Below are 14,926 nucleotides of genomic sequence, written 5' to 3' on the forward strand. Positions count from 1 at the left end.
TCGTAATGAAGGCTATTTTTTTATTATAAAAATTATAGATTGGTGGTTTTATGAGGAATAAAAAATTAAATTTGTTCTCAACAGTAATGTTTGGGCTAAGTGCGATTATTGGTTCAGGTTGGATGTTTGGATCTAGTCAGGCAGCACAAATAGCCGGTCCAGCAGCAATTATTGCGTGGATTGTGGGAGCAGTTTTAGTAGCAATGATTGCAATGGTTTATGTCGAAATTGGGACGATGTTTCCGGAAGAGGGAGCTATGAGTCGATTTACAATGTACACTCATGGTTCGTTGTTAGGACATATTTTCTCATGGGCTAATTGGATTTCATTATTAGCTATTTTACCGATTGAAGCTGTGGCCTCGGTTCAGTACATGAGCACGTGGCCTTGGGAGTGGGCTAATTGGACGCATGGATTTATGAAGGGCGGACAACTTAGCACTCAAGGAATTATGATGGCAACAGTTATGTTGTTCATTTTTACAATTATTAATTATTGGTCAGTTACGATTATGGCTAAATTTAATAATTTCATCTCTGTGTTAAAAGTAATCGTGCCAATTGTTACAATGATTGTTTTGGTTACGGCTCATTTTGATTTCAATAACATGGGGAGTTCATTCAGTGAATTTATGCCTAATGGTACTTCATCGATTTTCGTGGCAATTGGTAGTGCCGGAATTATTTATTCATATGTGGCTTTTCAAACGGTCATTAACTTGAGTAATGACATAAAGAAGCCGTCAGTTAATATTAGACGGGGAATCATTTTATCATTATTGATTAGTGCTTTGATTTATATTGCGTTGCAGATTGTCTTTATCGGGGCATTGCCACAGTCAGTTATCAGTGGTGGATGGTCAAAAATTAACTTTAATTCACCATTTGCTGATTTGGCTATTTTGTTGAATATCTATTGGTTATCAACTTTGGTCTACTTTACAGCCTTCATTTCTCCAGTAGGTAGTGGAATTGCTTTTGCTTCATCTGCAAGTAAATCATTATCTTCAATGCCTAAGAATAAGCATTTGCCTTTATTCTTAAGTAATTCAAATAATAAATACAATTCACCACGGATAGCTTTAATGGTCGACTTTGTTGTTAGTTTTATCTTGATTCTACTATTCAAGAATTGGTCATTACTATCACGTGTGGTTGCAGCATCAACGCTGATTTCCTTGTTATCTGGTCCAGTGGTAGCAGGAAGTTTACGTAAAATGGGTCCGGAAATGAGAAGACCAACAAAAATTAAAGGAATGAAAATTCTAGCTCCAGTTGTTTTTGATTTAATTAGTTTGGCAATTTATTGGGCTATGTTCCCAACTACGGTCGAAGTTATTATAATCATTATTGTTGGATTACCAATTTACTTTGTTTACGATTATCGCCGTGGGTTTAAAGAGTTTAAGCAGAAATTGTATGCCAGTCTCTGGTTGATAGTTCATCTGTTTGGTTTATCAATTATTTCATGGATTGGTGGATCAGATTTCGGTGGAATGAATTTGATTAAGTATCCAATGGACTTTGTTGTTATCTTGATTTTCTCAACTGTAATGTATTATTGGGCAACTCATTCATTGTATTATTCTGGTTACTTCGATGATGCTAAAGAAATCAATTCAACTGTTAAGTTGGATAATAATTAGAGTTAATGGATAATAGTTTAAAAACAAAACAGAAATGGTTTTGGGGACTAGTAGTCGCAATTGAGGCAATTCTTTTTTACAGTTCTTCGATGACTTATAAAGAACAGACTTCAGTACCATTTTTAGAAAAATATTTAGCAGGTAAACCATTTTATAATGCTTTATCTAAAATTGGTTTTACCTACAGCGGCAAGTATCAATCCGTTGAGAATGATGGTTATTTTAAGTTTGTTGAATTCTTCATTCGAAAAGGCGCTCATTTTGGAATTTACTTGTTGTTAGGAGTTTTCTTGTGTTTAGCGTTATACACGTACTTCAAGAAGAACTTCGTTTTGATGATTTTTATTCCTTGGATGGTAGCGACTGGCTTAGCGGCGTTTGATGAATTTCATCAAGGTTTAACTGGTGGACGTACACCGTTAGTTGAGGATGTTATTTTGGATAGTACAGGTGCTTTAGTGGGGATTTTAATATTAGTGCTTGTTCTGTACTTAATTCGTCGACATGAATTTAAAAATAAATAAAACTTTATTAACCTGTGTTTACGGGTTGATAAAGTTTTTTATTTTGTCCAGAAGGGTGTATTCTCTATGTAAGATGTTTAAACATATAATTTGATGTCATCTTATAAAGGTGGTCAAAAAAATGAAGACGAAAAAAATGTTTTTAACAAATGGTTTAGTATGGGGATGGATTTTGATCTTGGGGTTAGGCCAAATTGATATAGTTAATGCATCCTCTAATGATAATAGTGATGTAGTGGAGAATGTGAATGCTACCAAACAAGACGAGAATATTGATACATCCTCGAATACGGTTCATGATTTCACGATACATTTAGGTGATTCAGCTCCAATGTTGAAGGATTTTGTGAATTCAGACGGTGATAGACAAAAATTTACTAGATTAGATTTGACTAAAGTCGATTTAGCTAAAGAGGGTACTTATGATGTTGTAGTAAGTACAGCCAATGGAGAGAATGTTACAGTTCATTTGACCATTTTGCCTATTGCACCGGTAAAATCAACTGATAATTCGAATACTGAGAATAAAAGTGATACAAAAATTGTTAATAAATCCAAAAATCATGTGCAGCCCTTAAAGACGACAGGGATGGTTATGTTTGGAACTGTTTATAAAGCTCCAGAAGTAAAAAAGGAAGCTGTAAAAGAGACAGAACAATCCCATTTTAAGGATAATTTAGTAAGCGCTCGCAGAAATCCAGCGAATAATCTAAAAACTTTTCCACAAACAGGTAACGATAATGACATTAAAGTCCGTCTATTAGGCGTTGCACTGGGATTTTTAGCTTTGATCAATTTAGATTTTAAAAAATTCAATTGAGTTAAAGAAAATATCTTCTTTTATGGTTTATTTAGCCTACGGATATTGAAATACCGCGATTAGTTTGATAAAATTATATGCGGTTTACAATAATCATGAAAGAAGGAAACAGAAATGTCAGGACATTCAAAATGGCATAACATCCAAGGTAGAAAAAGCGCCCAAGATGCAAAACGTGGTAAAATCTTCCAAAAGCTGTCTCGTGAGTTATTCATGGCAGCTAAATCGGGTGGTGCCGATCCTAACGATAATGCTGCCCTTCGTTTAATCGTAGATAAAGCTCGTGCAGCTAATATGCCAAAGGACAACATCAAACGTGCCTTAGACAAGGCTGAAGGTGGCAGTGATGAACATTATGATGAAGTTACATACGAAGGCTACGCTCCAGGTGGAGTTGCAGTTCTAGTAGAAGCTTTAACAGATAACAAGAACAGAACTGCTTCTGCCGTACGTGTTGCATTTACCCGTAACGGAGGAAGCTTGGGCTCAAGTGGTTCAGTTGCTTACATGTTCGACCGTAAAGGTTACATTGTTTTGGACCGTACAAAGAATACTCAAGACGAAGATACTGTTTTGATGGATATCATGGACCTTGGTGCTGATGATCTACAAACATCAGATGACGCTTATGAAATCTATACTGAAGCTAAAGAATTTGCAGCCGTTCGTGATGGTTTGATCGAAAAGGGCTACGAACTTGCTGATTCAGAATTAACAATGATTCCTCAAAACACTACACCTGTTCCAGAAGAGAAAAAAGAACAATTTCAACATATGATTGATCAACTTGAAGATGATGAAGATGTTTCAGAAGTTTATACTGCTGCTGACGATGAAGAATAAGTTCTTTAACTAAAAAGACCGTAAACATTATGTTTACGATCTTTTTTTGTCTTTAGGGATACTATCAAGGATGTCGTTAGAAGTTAGTTTATTATAGTTACTCTGCAATTTGATTAAATTCTTTTTGTATGATTGTGAGTAAACGATGGCAAAGAGAGTATCCAGTAGATATTCAAAGGTGATTTGGGAAGCAAAAGTACTGACCTTAAAAATATCGTACTCGTTTTGAATGATGGAAATAGTTTGAGAGGCATATTGAATCATTTGACTGTCAGGATTACCTGTTATCAAGAGTGTAGGAACTTTCTGTTGTTTTAGAAATTTTATTAGATTCAAATAGTTGGAACTATTACCAGTATAAGAAAGAAAAATTGCTAAGTCATTTTCATCCAAATTGACGGAAGTCCATGATTCATCACTGTATTCTTCAGCGATGATGGCAAATTTATTAATCTTAACAAGTTTACTCTGAAAACCACGAGCTCGAATCTGAGTGTCACCAATTGCGAAGAGAACTAGACGTTTGCTTTCCATAATTTTGGCAGCAGCAGCGTTTAGTTCTTTTTCGCTTATTTGCGCTAAAGTTCTTTTTACAGCGTTGATAGTTAAGTCGGAAATGTTTTTGGCAATATCAAGGGCTGAGTCAGTCGAAGAAAAAGGAAAATTGGCATCGACATCATTTAGCTTGGTAATATTTTGTTGAACATCCTTACTGATGTCTTGTCGCATGGCTCGAAAGCCACTGTAATCTAATTTTTTGGCAAAACGGACAATCGCCGAATGGGATGTATAAGTTTTTGAGGCTAAAGTTTGAATTGCCATGGTCGAGACGGCATTAAGATTGTTTTCGATGTATTTAGCGATACGTTGTTCGTTATCGGTTAAATCATTAATATGGGTAATTCTATCTGAAAAAAGCATAAGCAGATCTCCTTCTAAACTGATTATACCGAATCCATTGAACATAATGTTTATGAGATTGGTGTAATTGATACTTATCTTTGTTCATAATGACCAGTTTCAAGTCAAAAGGTTATCAATTTGGTCTTTTGCCTGTAGAGTGTGTTTATGGATAAAGGGAGGAATCAATTATGAAAAAATTGACTATCGCATATATTGGGAATGGTAAAAGTGCTAACCGTTATCATCTACCATTTTCATTAAAATTAAAGGATCAAATTAAAGTAAAGACAATCTACGCTCGTCACATCAGCCATGATGTTTGGAAGAGGATTGACGGAATCAATTATACGACTGATATAAATGATATTTATAATGATCCAGAAATTCAATTAGTGGTTTTGTCAGTCCCAGCTGAAGCACATTATAAATTAGCAAAAGAAGTACTCAATCATAATAAGAATGTATTGGTAGAAAAACCATTTACAGAAACAGAAGCCCAAGCCAAAGAATTATTTCAATTGGCAAATGATAAACATCTATTGATTCAATGTTATCAAAATCGTCGTTACGATTCAGATTTCTTAACTGTTCAAAAAGTGATTGAAAGTGGAAAACTTGGGGATATCTTGGAAGTTGAATCGACCTATGATTATTTCCGTCCTTATGTTCCTGAAGGCGAAAAACAATTTTCAGTTGGTCATAGTTTCTTGTATGGTCATGCCTGCCATACCTTGGATCAAATTATTTCATATTTTGGCAAAGCAGATAAAGTTCACTACGATGTTCGTCAACTATTAGGTGAAAATCGCATGAACGATTACTTTGATATTGATATGTATTACGGAATTATGAAGGTTTCAGTTAAGTCGAGTTATTTCAGATTAGTACCACGTCCTAGTTTTACGGTTTATGGTAAAAAAGGTGTCTTTGTGAAACAGGATATGGATCGTCAAGAAGTTGATTTGAAGCATTTTTATATGCCAGATCATGATGATTTCGGTATTGATCGTCCAGAGGATTATGGAACTTTAACTTATTTAGATGATAACGATCAATATCATCAGGAAAAAGTTGTTTCTGAAGTTGGCGATTATAGTCGTGTCTATCAAGGACTATATGATGCTATCATCAACGGCAAGCCTAAGACAGTAAAAGATGAAGAGACTATTTATCAAATTCATATGCTCGAAATGGGTATAAATCAAATTACGGAAGAGGAAGGTAATTAGGATGAAATTAGCGATATTTGGAGCTGGCATGATCGTCAAAGATTTCCTAACGATGATTCACGATATCCCTGAAGTGGAATTAACTGCTATTATGGGAACACCAAAAGATTTATCAACTATGGAAGAATTGCAAAAAACTAATCAGATCAAGAAGATTTATACTGATGCAAAGGAGTGCTTAGCTGATCCAGAAATTGATACTGTATATGTGGCATTGCCTAACTTTTTACATTATCAGTTTGCTAAAATGGCTTTGGAAGCTGGCAAAAATGTTATTTGCGAAAAACCATTTACATTGAATTCGATCCAATTAGTTGAGTTAAAAAAATTAGCTGAAGCTAAAAATCTAATTTTGGTTGAAGCAATTACTAATCAATACTTGTCTAATTATCAATCACTAAAACAAGCCTTACCGGAGCTAGGATCTTTAAAGGTAATTGAATGCAATTATTCACAATATTCGCATCGTTATGACGCCTTTTTAGCTGGAAAAATCTTGCCAGTCTTTGATCCTAAAAAAGGTGGCGGCGCTCTAATGGATTTGAATATTTACAATATTCATTTTGTAATTGGTTTGATGGGTGCTCCTAAGGCAGTTCATTATTATGCTAACGTAACGCGAGGAATTGATACTTCCGGTATTTTGGTACTCGATTATCCTGGGACAAAAGTGGTCTGCATTGCTGCTAAGGATTGTTCAGCTCAGGTTACTTCAACTATTCAAGGCAATAAAGGATCAATTGTTGTTGATGGACCAACCAATGTAATGAAGGATTACAGTGAACAACTAAATGGTGCTGAATCTGAACAGGTAGATAAAAAAATTCATTCTCATCGCATGTATGAAGAGTTTAAAACTTTCAATCAAATGATCAAACAACACGATATGAAAGCCGCTAAAGAAAGAATGCAACACAGTATGACCGTTATGAACGTTGTCGATGCTGCATTGAAAGATTCAGGAATTAAATTAGGTTAAAAATACTCTCAGTAATTGTAAAAAAGATTACTGAGAGTATTTTTTTGCTTTTTTCTTCGTAATTTTTACCTGAAAGGGGGCATTTGATGACAGCCGAAACAATGGTCAATAATTTATTAACGGAAGCATGTATCAATAAAATTTCAGATATTTATTTTTTTCCACACGATAACTTTTATCACATTGAAGCGAGTAATTCTTTTCAGAACTACACAGTAGCCGATTTAACTAATGATGAGAGTTTTGCCATTATGAATTTTTTAAAATTTAATGGTGGATTAGATGTATCTGAGCGACGTCGGTCACAGAAAGGATCGTTTAATTTTAACTATCAAAATAAACGTATCTTTATCAGAATTTCCTCAGTAGGAGATTTTCAGAATCGTGAATCCATGGTCGTGAGATTAATTTATCCACAGGAATTTAATTCAATGGTGAATGAAATTTTAATTCAGAAAATTTTACCAATCGCCCGACGAAAAGGAATGATGTTATTTTCTGGACCAATGGGCTCAGGCAAAACTTCTTTGATGTACACTCTGGGACGACAATTAAGTATTAATAAGAAAGTTATGTGTATTGAGGACCCAATTGAGATTGTTGAAGATAGTTTTTTACAGTTACAAGTCAACGATGATGCAGGGATGACTTATGAAGAATTGATAAAAACTAGTCTTCGTCATCGACCAGAGGTGTTAATTATCGGTGAAATTAGGGATAAACATACAGCACAGCAGGCCATTCAAGCGGCACTCTGTGGTTATACAGTGATGTCAACGATTCATGGAAAATCTAAGTATTCCATTCTTCAGCGTTTGCGACAATTTGGAATTGACGAGATTGATATTTTGAATGGGATTAATTTTATTTCCTATCAACGTTTAATACCGACCTTTAATGATTTGGAATTGTTTATTGATACCTTAAATTCAACACAGATTGAGAAATATTTAAAAGATGAAGTTGCTGATAAAAATTGGCAAACAATGTTAGAAGAAGCCTATCAAGTCGGTCGAATCAATCAAAAAACTTATCAGGAATATATTTATGGTTAAAAAGTTTTCAACGGCAAAAAAAGCTGAATATTTAATTTTAATTAGTAAACTTTTGAAAAATGGTTTTTCACTAAGTGATTCAATCAATTGTCTCCGTTTACTGGACGATGAGAAAAGTGTATTTGATCTGATTTATCAGGATTTACAGCAAGGGAAAATGATTTCACAATCATTGATCCATTTTAAATTACCCGCTGTTATTTATAATCAATTGATTATCGCCCAAAACCATGGAAGATTGGCTCAAGCCTTAGAACAGACTGGGGTTCTCTTACAAAGTCAGTCTAAACAGAAGAACAAATTTAAAGAATTGTTGGCTTATCCTGCTTTCATATTAATGTTTTTAATCACAATGTTAATAGGGATGAAACTCTATATTGTTCCTCAGTTAGCTGTCGCAGGTGGTAGTCAGGCAATAGACTTATTTCTAGGATTAATTTTACTAGTTCTGCTTTTGATAACCTTAAGTATTTTCTCATTAGCAATCTTTCTTAGAAAAAAAGATGAGTATGATCGGGCTTTGTTTCTTGTGAAATTACCATTTGTAGGGAAAATTTATCAGAGCTTTTTTCATTTTTTGATATTACAAGGATTAGGAATGCAATTGGCTAACGGAATGAACCTCCAAAGCATTTGTGAAAATAATAATCACTTTCAAAAAGGTTCAATTCAAGAGCATTTGGCGACTAAATTTATTAATAATTTGATTAGTGGGAAAAGCTTATTAACATTGGTCGAAAAAGAACCACTGTTGCCAAAACAATTACAGATTATCTTACAAGCTGGTGAAAGTGGAACGGCATTGGCACAAGATATCTTGTTGATGTCAGAATTAAAATTTGAAGAAACACAACGTAATCTCAAAAAATTATTAGGACTAGTACAGCCAATTTTATTTGCCGTTATAGCGATTGTAATTGTCGTAACTTACTTAATAGTTTTGTTACCAATTTATGGAATGATGAAGGGAATCTCGTAATGAAGAAAATAAGAAAAGGTTTTACTTTAATTGAAATGGTTATCGTCTTGTTCATAATCTCATTGTTACTTTTGATTATGATTCCCAATTTAACTAAGCAACGTGATAACGCCAATAAGAAATCGAATGAGGCTTTAAGAACTACTGTTGTTAGTCAAGCTGGGTTATATTCGGAAGATCATTCTGAAGATGAAATCAATATAGGCACATTAAAAAAAGCTAATTACATTAGTCAGAAACAATTTGATAAGTTGAATAATGCTAAATTAGATTTGAAGAAGGATAAAGAAACCGGAGAATGGACACTAGTAGACACGGGTTCACATTAATTGAAACAGTAATTGGTTTAGCAATCGTCTGTAGTTTGGTTGCTGTATCAGTGTGGAACCTCAAAGATTATCAAGCTCGTATTGAAGAAAAAGAATCCTTAGAGTGGTTTAAGAATTCGTTTAAAAATGAAATGAATTATTCTTATCTTAATCAGAAACCGGCTTATCTAAAAATTCGTGGTGATCACGTTACTTTTGGGCGGTATGCAGTTAATGGAAAAATTGTTTTAAAGAAAAAGATTTTTCCAAAAACCTTGAGGAATACTAACGGTCCGATTGATTATTTTATTAGGAGGTCTGGTCAGTCGGATCCTAAAATAATTATATTTGAATCCAAACTGACACATCGTAAGTATGAATATCGAATTCAAATGGGATGGGGTGAAATTATTGAAAAGACACAGCGGCTTTATCCTGGTTGAAGCATTAACTTCCTTAACGATTTCTTTAACCATTATTTTTATGTTGTCGCTTTGTGTCAGTGAACAGTTCAAATTGATCAATCAGTGGGAACAAAGAGTCAATGCTCACAAAATAATATTGTTGCATTTGGAAAATTCGCATATGCCTAATAGAGTAACGATAAAGAATCGAATCTATTACTATCAAAAGATTGGAAATACATATCAAGTTAGGGTAAATAATCATGTCTATCAAGTTAAGAGCTAGAAGAAAGGGCTTTGTTCTGTATGAATCAATTTTAGCTTTGATGATAACTTTAATGACTTTAGGAATCTTGCAACAATCATTGTTGATAATGAGGACAGTGCAACATACTACGTTTAGAGATCAGCTACGTTGGCATGTAACTCAAGAGAAGATTCAAAGTGAAATGGACCATGCTTTAAGAATAGATGAAGTGAAAGACAATCATATATCTTATACAAAACCGGAGTGGCTTAATGATAAGCATCCGGCTTTTGTTTTTAATATCTTTGGCAAAGGGGATAATAAAATGTTACGATATAAGACCGTTGTCAGTGGTGGACATGAGCCTATTTTAGTAAATCAAAGAGAAATTAAGATTGAAAAAATCTCAAATTTAGTTATCATAACAACAGTGAATAAAGCCGGTGAAAAATCTGAAATGTACTTAACGTTGGATGAACATAAATTGTAAAAGAAGCGGTGCGGTTTTATTAAATAGTATTTTAATATTATCGGTCGTAATTTTAATTGTAGGATACACTAGTAATTTGATTGGCGAACAAATCTCGGGATACCGGCGTTTAGATGAGATTTATGAGCAACAAATTAACAAGAAAATTAATAAAAGTAATAAAATAGACTATTGTGAATTGACGAGTCCTTGAATAAAATCGTTTTCAACGTTAAAATTTTAATTATTAAGCAAAGAGGTTAACCATGTCAGAAAAAGATATGCAAACATATTTTGATAAGATGAATCAAGCTAATTCTTTATTAAAGGAGTCCTTAAGAGTTAACAACATTGAATCACTTGCCGAAACATTAACAGATATTTCTGATGGCAGCGTTTATGTCGAGAACGGTGTTCCTGACAAAGATACTGTTTCTAAGTTAGAAAATATCTATGCAGAGATGAAGAAATTAAATCTAACTCCACTGCAACTTAAGCAAGCGATTACAGTATCAATTATCAAAGCTCAAAAAGATGATAAAGCTGAAGTTAATAAATTAATGACTCCTGATGCGATTGGTTTGATAACTAGCTTAATTGCTTATGAGGTACTAAATGTTCAAAATAAGAAAGACGTGAACATAGTCGATCCAACTGTTGGAACAGGTAACTTGCTGATTGAAGTTATTGAACAATTGAATATGACTGACAAATTCAATATCAATGCTGCGGCACTTGATAATGACGATGCGTTAGTTTCTTTAACAAAATCATTTAGTGAAGTAATGAATCTTAATTTAGACGCTTATCATCAGGATAGTGTCGCCGATTGGGATATTACTGATATTGATTTGGCAGTGGCTGATTTACCAGTTGGCTATTATCCAATTGATGACAATGCTAAGAATTTCAAAACAAAATCAGACAAGGGACATTCTTATGCTCACCATTTGTTGATTGAACAAACTATGAATAATTTAAATGACGGTGGAATCGGTATATTCATTGTACCTTCACAGATTTTCCAAACTGACCAAGCAAAGAAATTATCTGAATGGATGGTTTCAAGTGTTTATCTGCAAGCTGTATTAGATTTGCCAACAAGCTTATTTGCATCAAAAGAAGCACAAAAGGCAGTCGTAGTTTTACAAAAACATGGCGATAATGCTAAGCAAGTGGAAAATGTTTTGATGGGCACAATACCAGATACCAATAACCCTAAGTTGTTTGAGGGATTTAAAGACCAGTTGCAAAGCTGGGCAAAAAATTTTAAAGGTTAGGTGAGATTAAATGTCTAAAATCATGGCCGTTAATTCTGGTAGCTCTACATTGAAGTGGAAACTATATACAGTACCTGATGAGAAGGTTATCGCCAAAGGAATGGTAGATCGTTTGGGATTACCAGATTCAGTCTTTGAAGTTCAATATAATGGCAAGAAAATCAGTGAATTGGGAGACATTCCTGATCATACAACTGCTGTTAATATGATGCTTGATAAATTGATTGAATTGAAAATAATCAAAAGTTATGACGAGATCACCGGAGTAGGTCATCGTGTTGTCGCTGGTGGTAGTATCTTTAAAGATTCAGCCATCGTAACACCACGCGTGATCCAACAAATCAGAAATCTTTCTGAATATGCCCCATTACATAATCCCGGTCAAGCAACTGGAATTGAAGCATTTGAAAAGATTTTGCCAGATGTTCCTCAAGTAGCAGTCTTTGATACTTCGTTCCATCAAACAATGGATCCGGTCAATTACTTGTATAGTATTCCTTATGAGTATTATGAAAAATATGGAGTTCGTAAATTTGGTGCCCATGGTACAAGTCACCGCTATGTATCACAAGCAGCGGCCGATTACTTACAAAGACCATTAGCTGACCTTAAGATTATTTCTGCCCATCTTGGTAGTGGAGCTTCAATTGATGCAATTGAAGACGGTAAATCAGTTGATACATCCATGGGATTCACTCCATTGGCTGGTATTACTATGAGTACACGCTCTGGGGATGTTGATCCTTCATTGGTTGCTTATTTGATGCAAAAGATGAAGATTACTGATCCTGATGAAATGGTAAAAATTTTGAATACTAAATCTGGTTTGTTGGGACTTTCAGGTGTATCACCAGATATGCGTGATTTGTTAGCAACTAAGGATGAAAATCATCGTTCTGATTTGGCTATCAAGATTTTTGTCAATCGAATTGTTAAGTATATTGGCTCATATATTGCCCTACTGGGTGGAGCTGATGTCTTGATCTTTACTGCTGGCGTTGGTGCTGGAAGTGCTGAAATTCGTGAGGACATTGTAAACCACTTTAATTATCGTGGTATAAGAATTGATAAAGAAGCTAACGAAAATGGCAAAGGAATTCGTCGTATCAGTACAAAAGATTCAACTACTGATGTTTTGGTTGTACCAACTGACGAGGAATTAATGATTGTTCGTGATGTAGTTAGATTAATAAAATATAGTGATTAAAAATCAAGGAATCAAAACAAATTTAAGTTGTTTTGATTCCTTTTTTAGTGTTAAAAATTAGATTAAAAATGTTGCCAATAATGCGATGTAAGCCTTTACTTTTTTATTTTTACTGTTATATTAAGGGTGTATAGAAAAGAGCAAATTTGGAATGGAGGTTCATGATATGACAAGAAAAGCCTACATGATTGGTACAGGTGTTGGTAACTTAGCTGCTGCTATTTATTTGATTCGTGATGGGGGATTTAATGGCGATCAAATTACAATGATGGGTCTAGAAGACCATGGTGCAAACGATGGTGCTGCAGTTAAAGACTATGAAACAGAGTATGGTAACCAAGCTTTATCGAACAGCAAAGGATTCCTAGCAAAAGGTGGAAGAATGTTGAACGAAGAGACATTTGAAAACCTTTGGGATGTATTGCGTTCAGTACCTTCATTGGATCATCCTGGACAAACAGTTACGGATGACATTTTGAATTTTGACCACGCTCATCCAACACATGATGTTGGACGTTTGATCGATAGCGATGGTCCACGTGTAAAACCTAATAAAGACAATTACAGACATATGCAATTTGATAATAAGGATCGTTATTTATTATCTAAATTGATGTTGATGCCTGAAAAGGATGAAGAAAAACTAAATAACATTAGTATTGCTGAATGGTTTGCAAGCAGTCCACATTTCTTCACAACTAATTTCTGGTACATGTGGCAAACAACATTTGCTTTCAAACGTGCTAGTTCAGCTGTTGAGCTACGTCGTTATATGAATCGTATGATTCTTGAATTCAGTCGTATCAATACACTAGAAGGTGTTACAAGAAGTCCATACAATCAATTTGAAAGTATCATTTTGCCAATGCGCAAGTATTTGGAAGATCGTGGTGTAACCTTCATCAATAACCGTAAAGTTACTGATTTGGAATTCAAAGATACACCACTTCAAGATGATATTATCGTTACTGGACTCAAGTATGAAGAAGTCGACAATGATAACAAAGAAGGACACATTGATATTGCTGAAAACGACTTAGTCTTCGATACTAATGGTTCAATTACTGATAGTTCAGCACTTGGTGACTTTAATACACCATTTAAGGAAAATATGGATTATGCACCTAGTGCAGCACTTTGGAAGAAAGCAGCTGAGAAGTTCTATTCTCTAGGTAATCCTGACAAATTCTTTGGTGATCGTACACAAAGTGAGTGGGTCAGTCTCACAGTTACAACCAACAGCCACTTCTTGGTAAATGAAATTTCACGTATTACACAACAAGAGCCCGGAAATGCTTTGAATACATGGATTAACAGTACACCATTGTTGTCAATCGTTGTTCATCATCAACCACACTTCAAGGCACAAAAGCCTAATGAGTCAACATTCTGGGGTTACTTCATGTATCCAAGAAGAAATGGTGATTATGTACAAAAGCCTGTAATGGAAATGACAGGTAAAGAAATGCTAGAAGAATTATTAGGCCACTTAGCAGAAGTAGATCCAAGCAAAGACAATATCAAGAACCATACACAGGAAATTATGGACAGCATTGTCAATGTAATTCCTGTTCACCTACCATATGCAAGTGCAATGTTCAATCAAAGAGCCGTCGGAGATCGTCCAGATGTAGTTCCAAAGAACAGTAAGAATTTGGCCTTCATCAGTCAATTCTGTGAACAACCATTCGATATGGTCTTTACGGAACAATATTCATTCCGTGCAGCACAACGTGCCGTATATACATTGTTGAATATTCCATTGTCAGAGATGACACCAATGCACCATTATGAGAAAGATCCAAAAGTAATGGCACGTGCTACTAAGACCATGTTTAGATAATAGAGAGAGGGTGGAGCAAGGGCGAACAGCCTCCGAGGATTTGCCTAAGTACTGGAATCGCACGCGTACTATGCGGGCAATTCCAGCACTGTAGCAAACCACAGGAGGTTGCCCTTGCGCAACCCGTTTAGGCAGCATACTTGAGAAGAAAAATATAAAAATTTGGTTGTTAGAATCTGAAGTATAGTTA

General features: G+C 34.7%; 16 protein-coding genes. 15 read left to right on the plus strand and 1 reads right to left on the minus strand.

Translation table 11 applies throughout. The features are described 5' to 3' along the window. The first annotated feature begins 50 nt into the window (after positions 1-50). The 4 genes from LKACC16343_RS11085 to LKACC16343_RS11100 all read left to right on the plus strand — a co-directional run bounded on the left by LKACC16343_RS11085 (position 51) and on the right by LKACC16343_RS11100 (position 3,833). Complete coding sequence (locus LKACC16343_RS11085) at positions 51-1,646, plus strand: APC family permease (RefSeq protein WP_056951680.1); 1,596 nt, start codon at positions 51-53, stop codon at positions 1,644-1,646. A gap of 5 nt (positions 1,647-1,651) precedes the next feature. Then, positions 1,652-2,170 (plus strand): VanZ family protein, encoded by a 519-nt coding sequence (locus LKACC16343_RS11090; protein ID WP_056951682.1) that lies wholly within the window; start codon positions 1,652-1,654, stop codon positions 2,168-2,170. A gap of 121 nt (positions 2,171-2,291) precedes the next feature. Continuing rightward, positions 2,292-2,990 (plus strand): hypothetical protein, encoded by a 699-nt coding sequence (locus LKACC16343_RS11095; RefSeq protein WP_056951684.1) that lies wholly within the window; start codon positions 2,292-2,294, stop codon positions 2,988-2,990. Between the two features lie 114 nt (positions 2,991-3,104). Continuing rightward, positions 3,105-3,833: a YebC/PmpR family DNA-binding transcriptional regulator gene (locus LKACC16343_RS11100; protein ID WP_056951686.1), complete on the plus strand. Its 729-nt coding sequence runs from the start codon at positions 3,105-3,107 to the stop codon at positions 3,831-3,833. Between the two features lie 33 nt (positions 3,834-3,866). Here the strand turns inward: LKACC16343_RS11100 and LKACC16343_RS11105 are convergent, their stop codons facing one another. Continuing rightward, a complete protein-coding gene (locus tag LKACC16343_RS11105; RefSeq protein ID WP_056951688.1) occupies positions 3,867-4,754 on the minus strand; it encodes a MurR/RpiR family transcriptional regulator in 888 nt (295 codons plus the stop codon). 170 nt (positions 4,755-4,924) lie between these two features. On the opposite strand from LKACC16343_RS11105, the gene LKACC16343_RS11110 reads away from it, so the two are divergent. The 11 genes from LKACC16343_RS11110 to LKACC16343_RS11155 all read left to right on the plus strand — a co-directional run bounded on the left by LKACC16343_RS11110 (position 4,925) and on the right by LKACC16343_RS11155 (position 14,736). After that, positions 4,925-5,965, plus strand: a complete 1,041-nt coding sequence (locus LKACC16343_RS11110; RefSeq protein WP_056951689.1) for a Gfo/Idh/MocA family oxidoreductase — start codon at positions 4,925-4,927, stop codon at positions 5,963-5,965. 1 nt (position 5,966) lies between these two features. Next, complete coding sequence (locus tag LKACC16343_RS11115) at positions 5,967-6,944, plus strand: Gfo/Idh/MocA family protein (protein WP_056951691.1); 978 nt, start codon at positions 5,967-5,969, stop codon at positions 6,942-6,944. 86 nt (positions 6,945-7,030) lie between these two features. After that, complete coding sequence (gene comGA, locus LKACC16343_RS11120; RefSeq protein WP_056951693.1) at positions 7,031-7,999, plus strand: competence type IV pilus ATPase ComGA; 969 nt, start codon at positions 7,031-7,033, stop codon at positions 7,997-7,999. Next, entirely contained in the window at positions 7,992-8,978 is a 987-nt protein-coding gene (locus tag LKACC16343_RS11125; protein ID WP_234032520.1) for a type II secretion system F family protein, read from the plus strand. The genes comGA and LKACC16343_RS11125 overlap by 8 nt, the downstream gene beginning before the upstream one ends. Beyond that, positions 8,978-9,307 (plus strand): competence type IV pilus major pilin ComGC, encoded by a 330-nt coding sequence (gene comGC, locus LKACC16343_RS11130; protein ID WP_056951696.1) that lies wholly within the window; start codon positions 8,978-8,980, stop codon positions 9,305-9,307. The genes LKACC16343_RS11125 and comGC overlap by 1 nt, the downstream gene beginning before the upstream one ends. After that, entirely contained in the window at positions 9,277-9,729 is a 453-nt protein-coding gene (locus tag LKACC16343_RS11135) for a type II secretion system protein (RefSeq protein WP_056951697.1), read from the plus strand. The genes comGC and LKACC16343_RS11135 overlap by 31 nt, the downstream gene beginning before the upstream one ends. Beyond that, positions 9,698-9,976, plus strand: a complete 279-nt coding sequence (locus tag LKACC16343_RS14180; protein ID WP_143444259.1) for a hypothetical protein — start codon at positions 9,698-9,700, stop codon at positions 9,974-9,976. Before LKACC16343_RS11135 ends, LKACC16343_RS14180 begins: the two co-directional genes overlap by 32 nt. Then, positions 9,954-10,427, plus strand: a complete 474-nt coding sequence (locus LKACC16343_RS11140) for a ComGF family competence protein (RefSeq protein WP_056951698.1) — start codon at positions 9,954-9,956, stop codon at positions 10,425-10,427. Before LKACC16343_RS14180 ends, LKACC16343_RS11140 begins: the two co-directional genes overlap by 23 nt. 245 nt (positions 10,428-10,672) lie before the next feature. Continuing rightward, a complete protein-coding gene (locus tag LKACC16343_RS11145; RefSeq protein WP_056951699.1) occupies positions 10,673-11,686 on the plus strand; it encodes a class I SAM-dependent methyltransferase in 1,014 nt (337 codons plus the stop codon). Positions 11,687-11,696: 10 nt separating this feature from the next. Next, positions 11,697-12,893: an acetate/propionate family kinase gene (locus LKACC16343_RS11150; protein ID WP_056951700.1), complete on the plus strand. Its 1,197-nt coding sequence runs from the start codon at positions 11,697-11,699 to the stop codon at positions 12,891-12,893. Positions 12,894-13,059: 166 nt separating this feature from the next. Continuing rightward, positions 13,060-14,736 (plus strand): oleate hydratase, encoded by a 1,677-nt coding sequence (locus LKACC16343_RS11155; protein ID WP_056951701.1) that lies wholly within the window; start codon positions 13,060-13,062, stop codon positions 14,734-14,736. The last annotated feature ends 190 nt before the right edge of the window (positions 14,737-14,926 follow it).

The organism is Companilactobacillus bobalius, from assembly GCF_002179915.1.
In the GTDB taxonomy this organism is placed as follows: Bacteria; Bacillota; Bacilli; order Lactobacillales; family Lactobacillaceae; genus Companilactobacillus; species Companilactobacillus bobalius.

Excerpts from the sequence above, each read along its gene's own strand:
- LKACC16343_RS11085 (WP_056951680.1), top strand. The coding sequence starts at position 51 with ATGAGGAATAAAAAATTAAATTTGTTCTCAACAGTAATGTTTGGGCTA.
- LKACC16343_RS11090 (WP_056951682.1), top strand. The coding sequence starts at position 1,652 with ATGGATAATAGTTTAAAAACAAAACAGAAATGGTTTTGGGGACTAGTA.
- LKACC16343_RS11095 (WP_056951684.1), top strand. The coding sequence starts at position 2,292 with ATGAAGACGAAAAAAATGTTTTTAACAAATGGTTTAGTATGGGGATGG.
- LKACC16343_RS11100 (WP_056951686.1), top strand. The coding sequence starts at position 3,105 with ATGTCAGGACATTCAAAATGGCATAACATCCAAGGTAGAAAAAGCGCC.
- LKACC16343_RS11105 (WP_056951688.1), bottom strand. The coding sequence starts at position 4,754 with ATGCTTTTTTCAGATAGAATTACCCATATTAATGATTTAACCGATAAC.
- LKACC16343_RS11110 (WP_056951689.1), top strand. The coding sequence starts at position 4,925 with ATGAAAAAATTGACTATCGCATATATTGGGAATGGTAAAAGTGCTAAC.
- LKACC16343_RS11115 (WP_056951691.1), top strand. The coding sequence starts at position 5,967 with ATGAAATTAGCGATATTTGGAGCTGGCATGATCGTCAAAGATTTCCTA.
- comGA (WP_056951693.1), top strand. The coding sequence starts at position 7,031 with ATGACAGCCGAAACAATGGTCAATAATTTATTAACGGAAGCATGTATC.
- LKACC16343_RS11125 (WP_234032520.1), top strand. The coding sequence starts at position 7,992 with ATGGTTAAAAAGTTTTCAACGGCAAAAAAAGCTGAATATTTAATTTTA.
- comGC (WP_056951696.1), top strand. The coding sequence starts at position 8,978 with ATGAAGAAAATAAGAAAAGGTTTTACTTTAATTGAAATGGTTATCGTC.
- LKACC16343_RS11135 (WP_056951697.1), top strand. The coding sequence starts at position 9,277 with ATGGACACTAGTAGACACGGGTTCACATTAATTGAAACAGTAATTGGT.
- LKACC16343_RS11140 (WP_056951698.1), top strand. The coding sequence starts at position 9,954 with ATGTCTATCAAGTTAAGAGCTAGAAGAAAGGGCTTTGTTCTGTATGAA.
- LKACC16343_RS11145 (WP_056951699.1), top strand. The coding sequence starts at position 10,673 with ATGTCAGAAAAAGATATGCAAACATATTTTGATAAGATGAATCAAGCT.
- LKACC16343_RS11150 (WP_056951700.1), top strand. The coding sequence starts at position 11,697 with ATGTCTAAAATCATGGCCGTTAATTCTGGTAGCTCTACATTGAAGTGG.
- LKACC16343_RS11155 (WP_056951701.1), top strand. The coding sequence starts at position 13,060 with ATGACAAGAAAAGCCTACATGATTGGTACAGGTGTTGGTAACTTAGCT.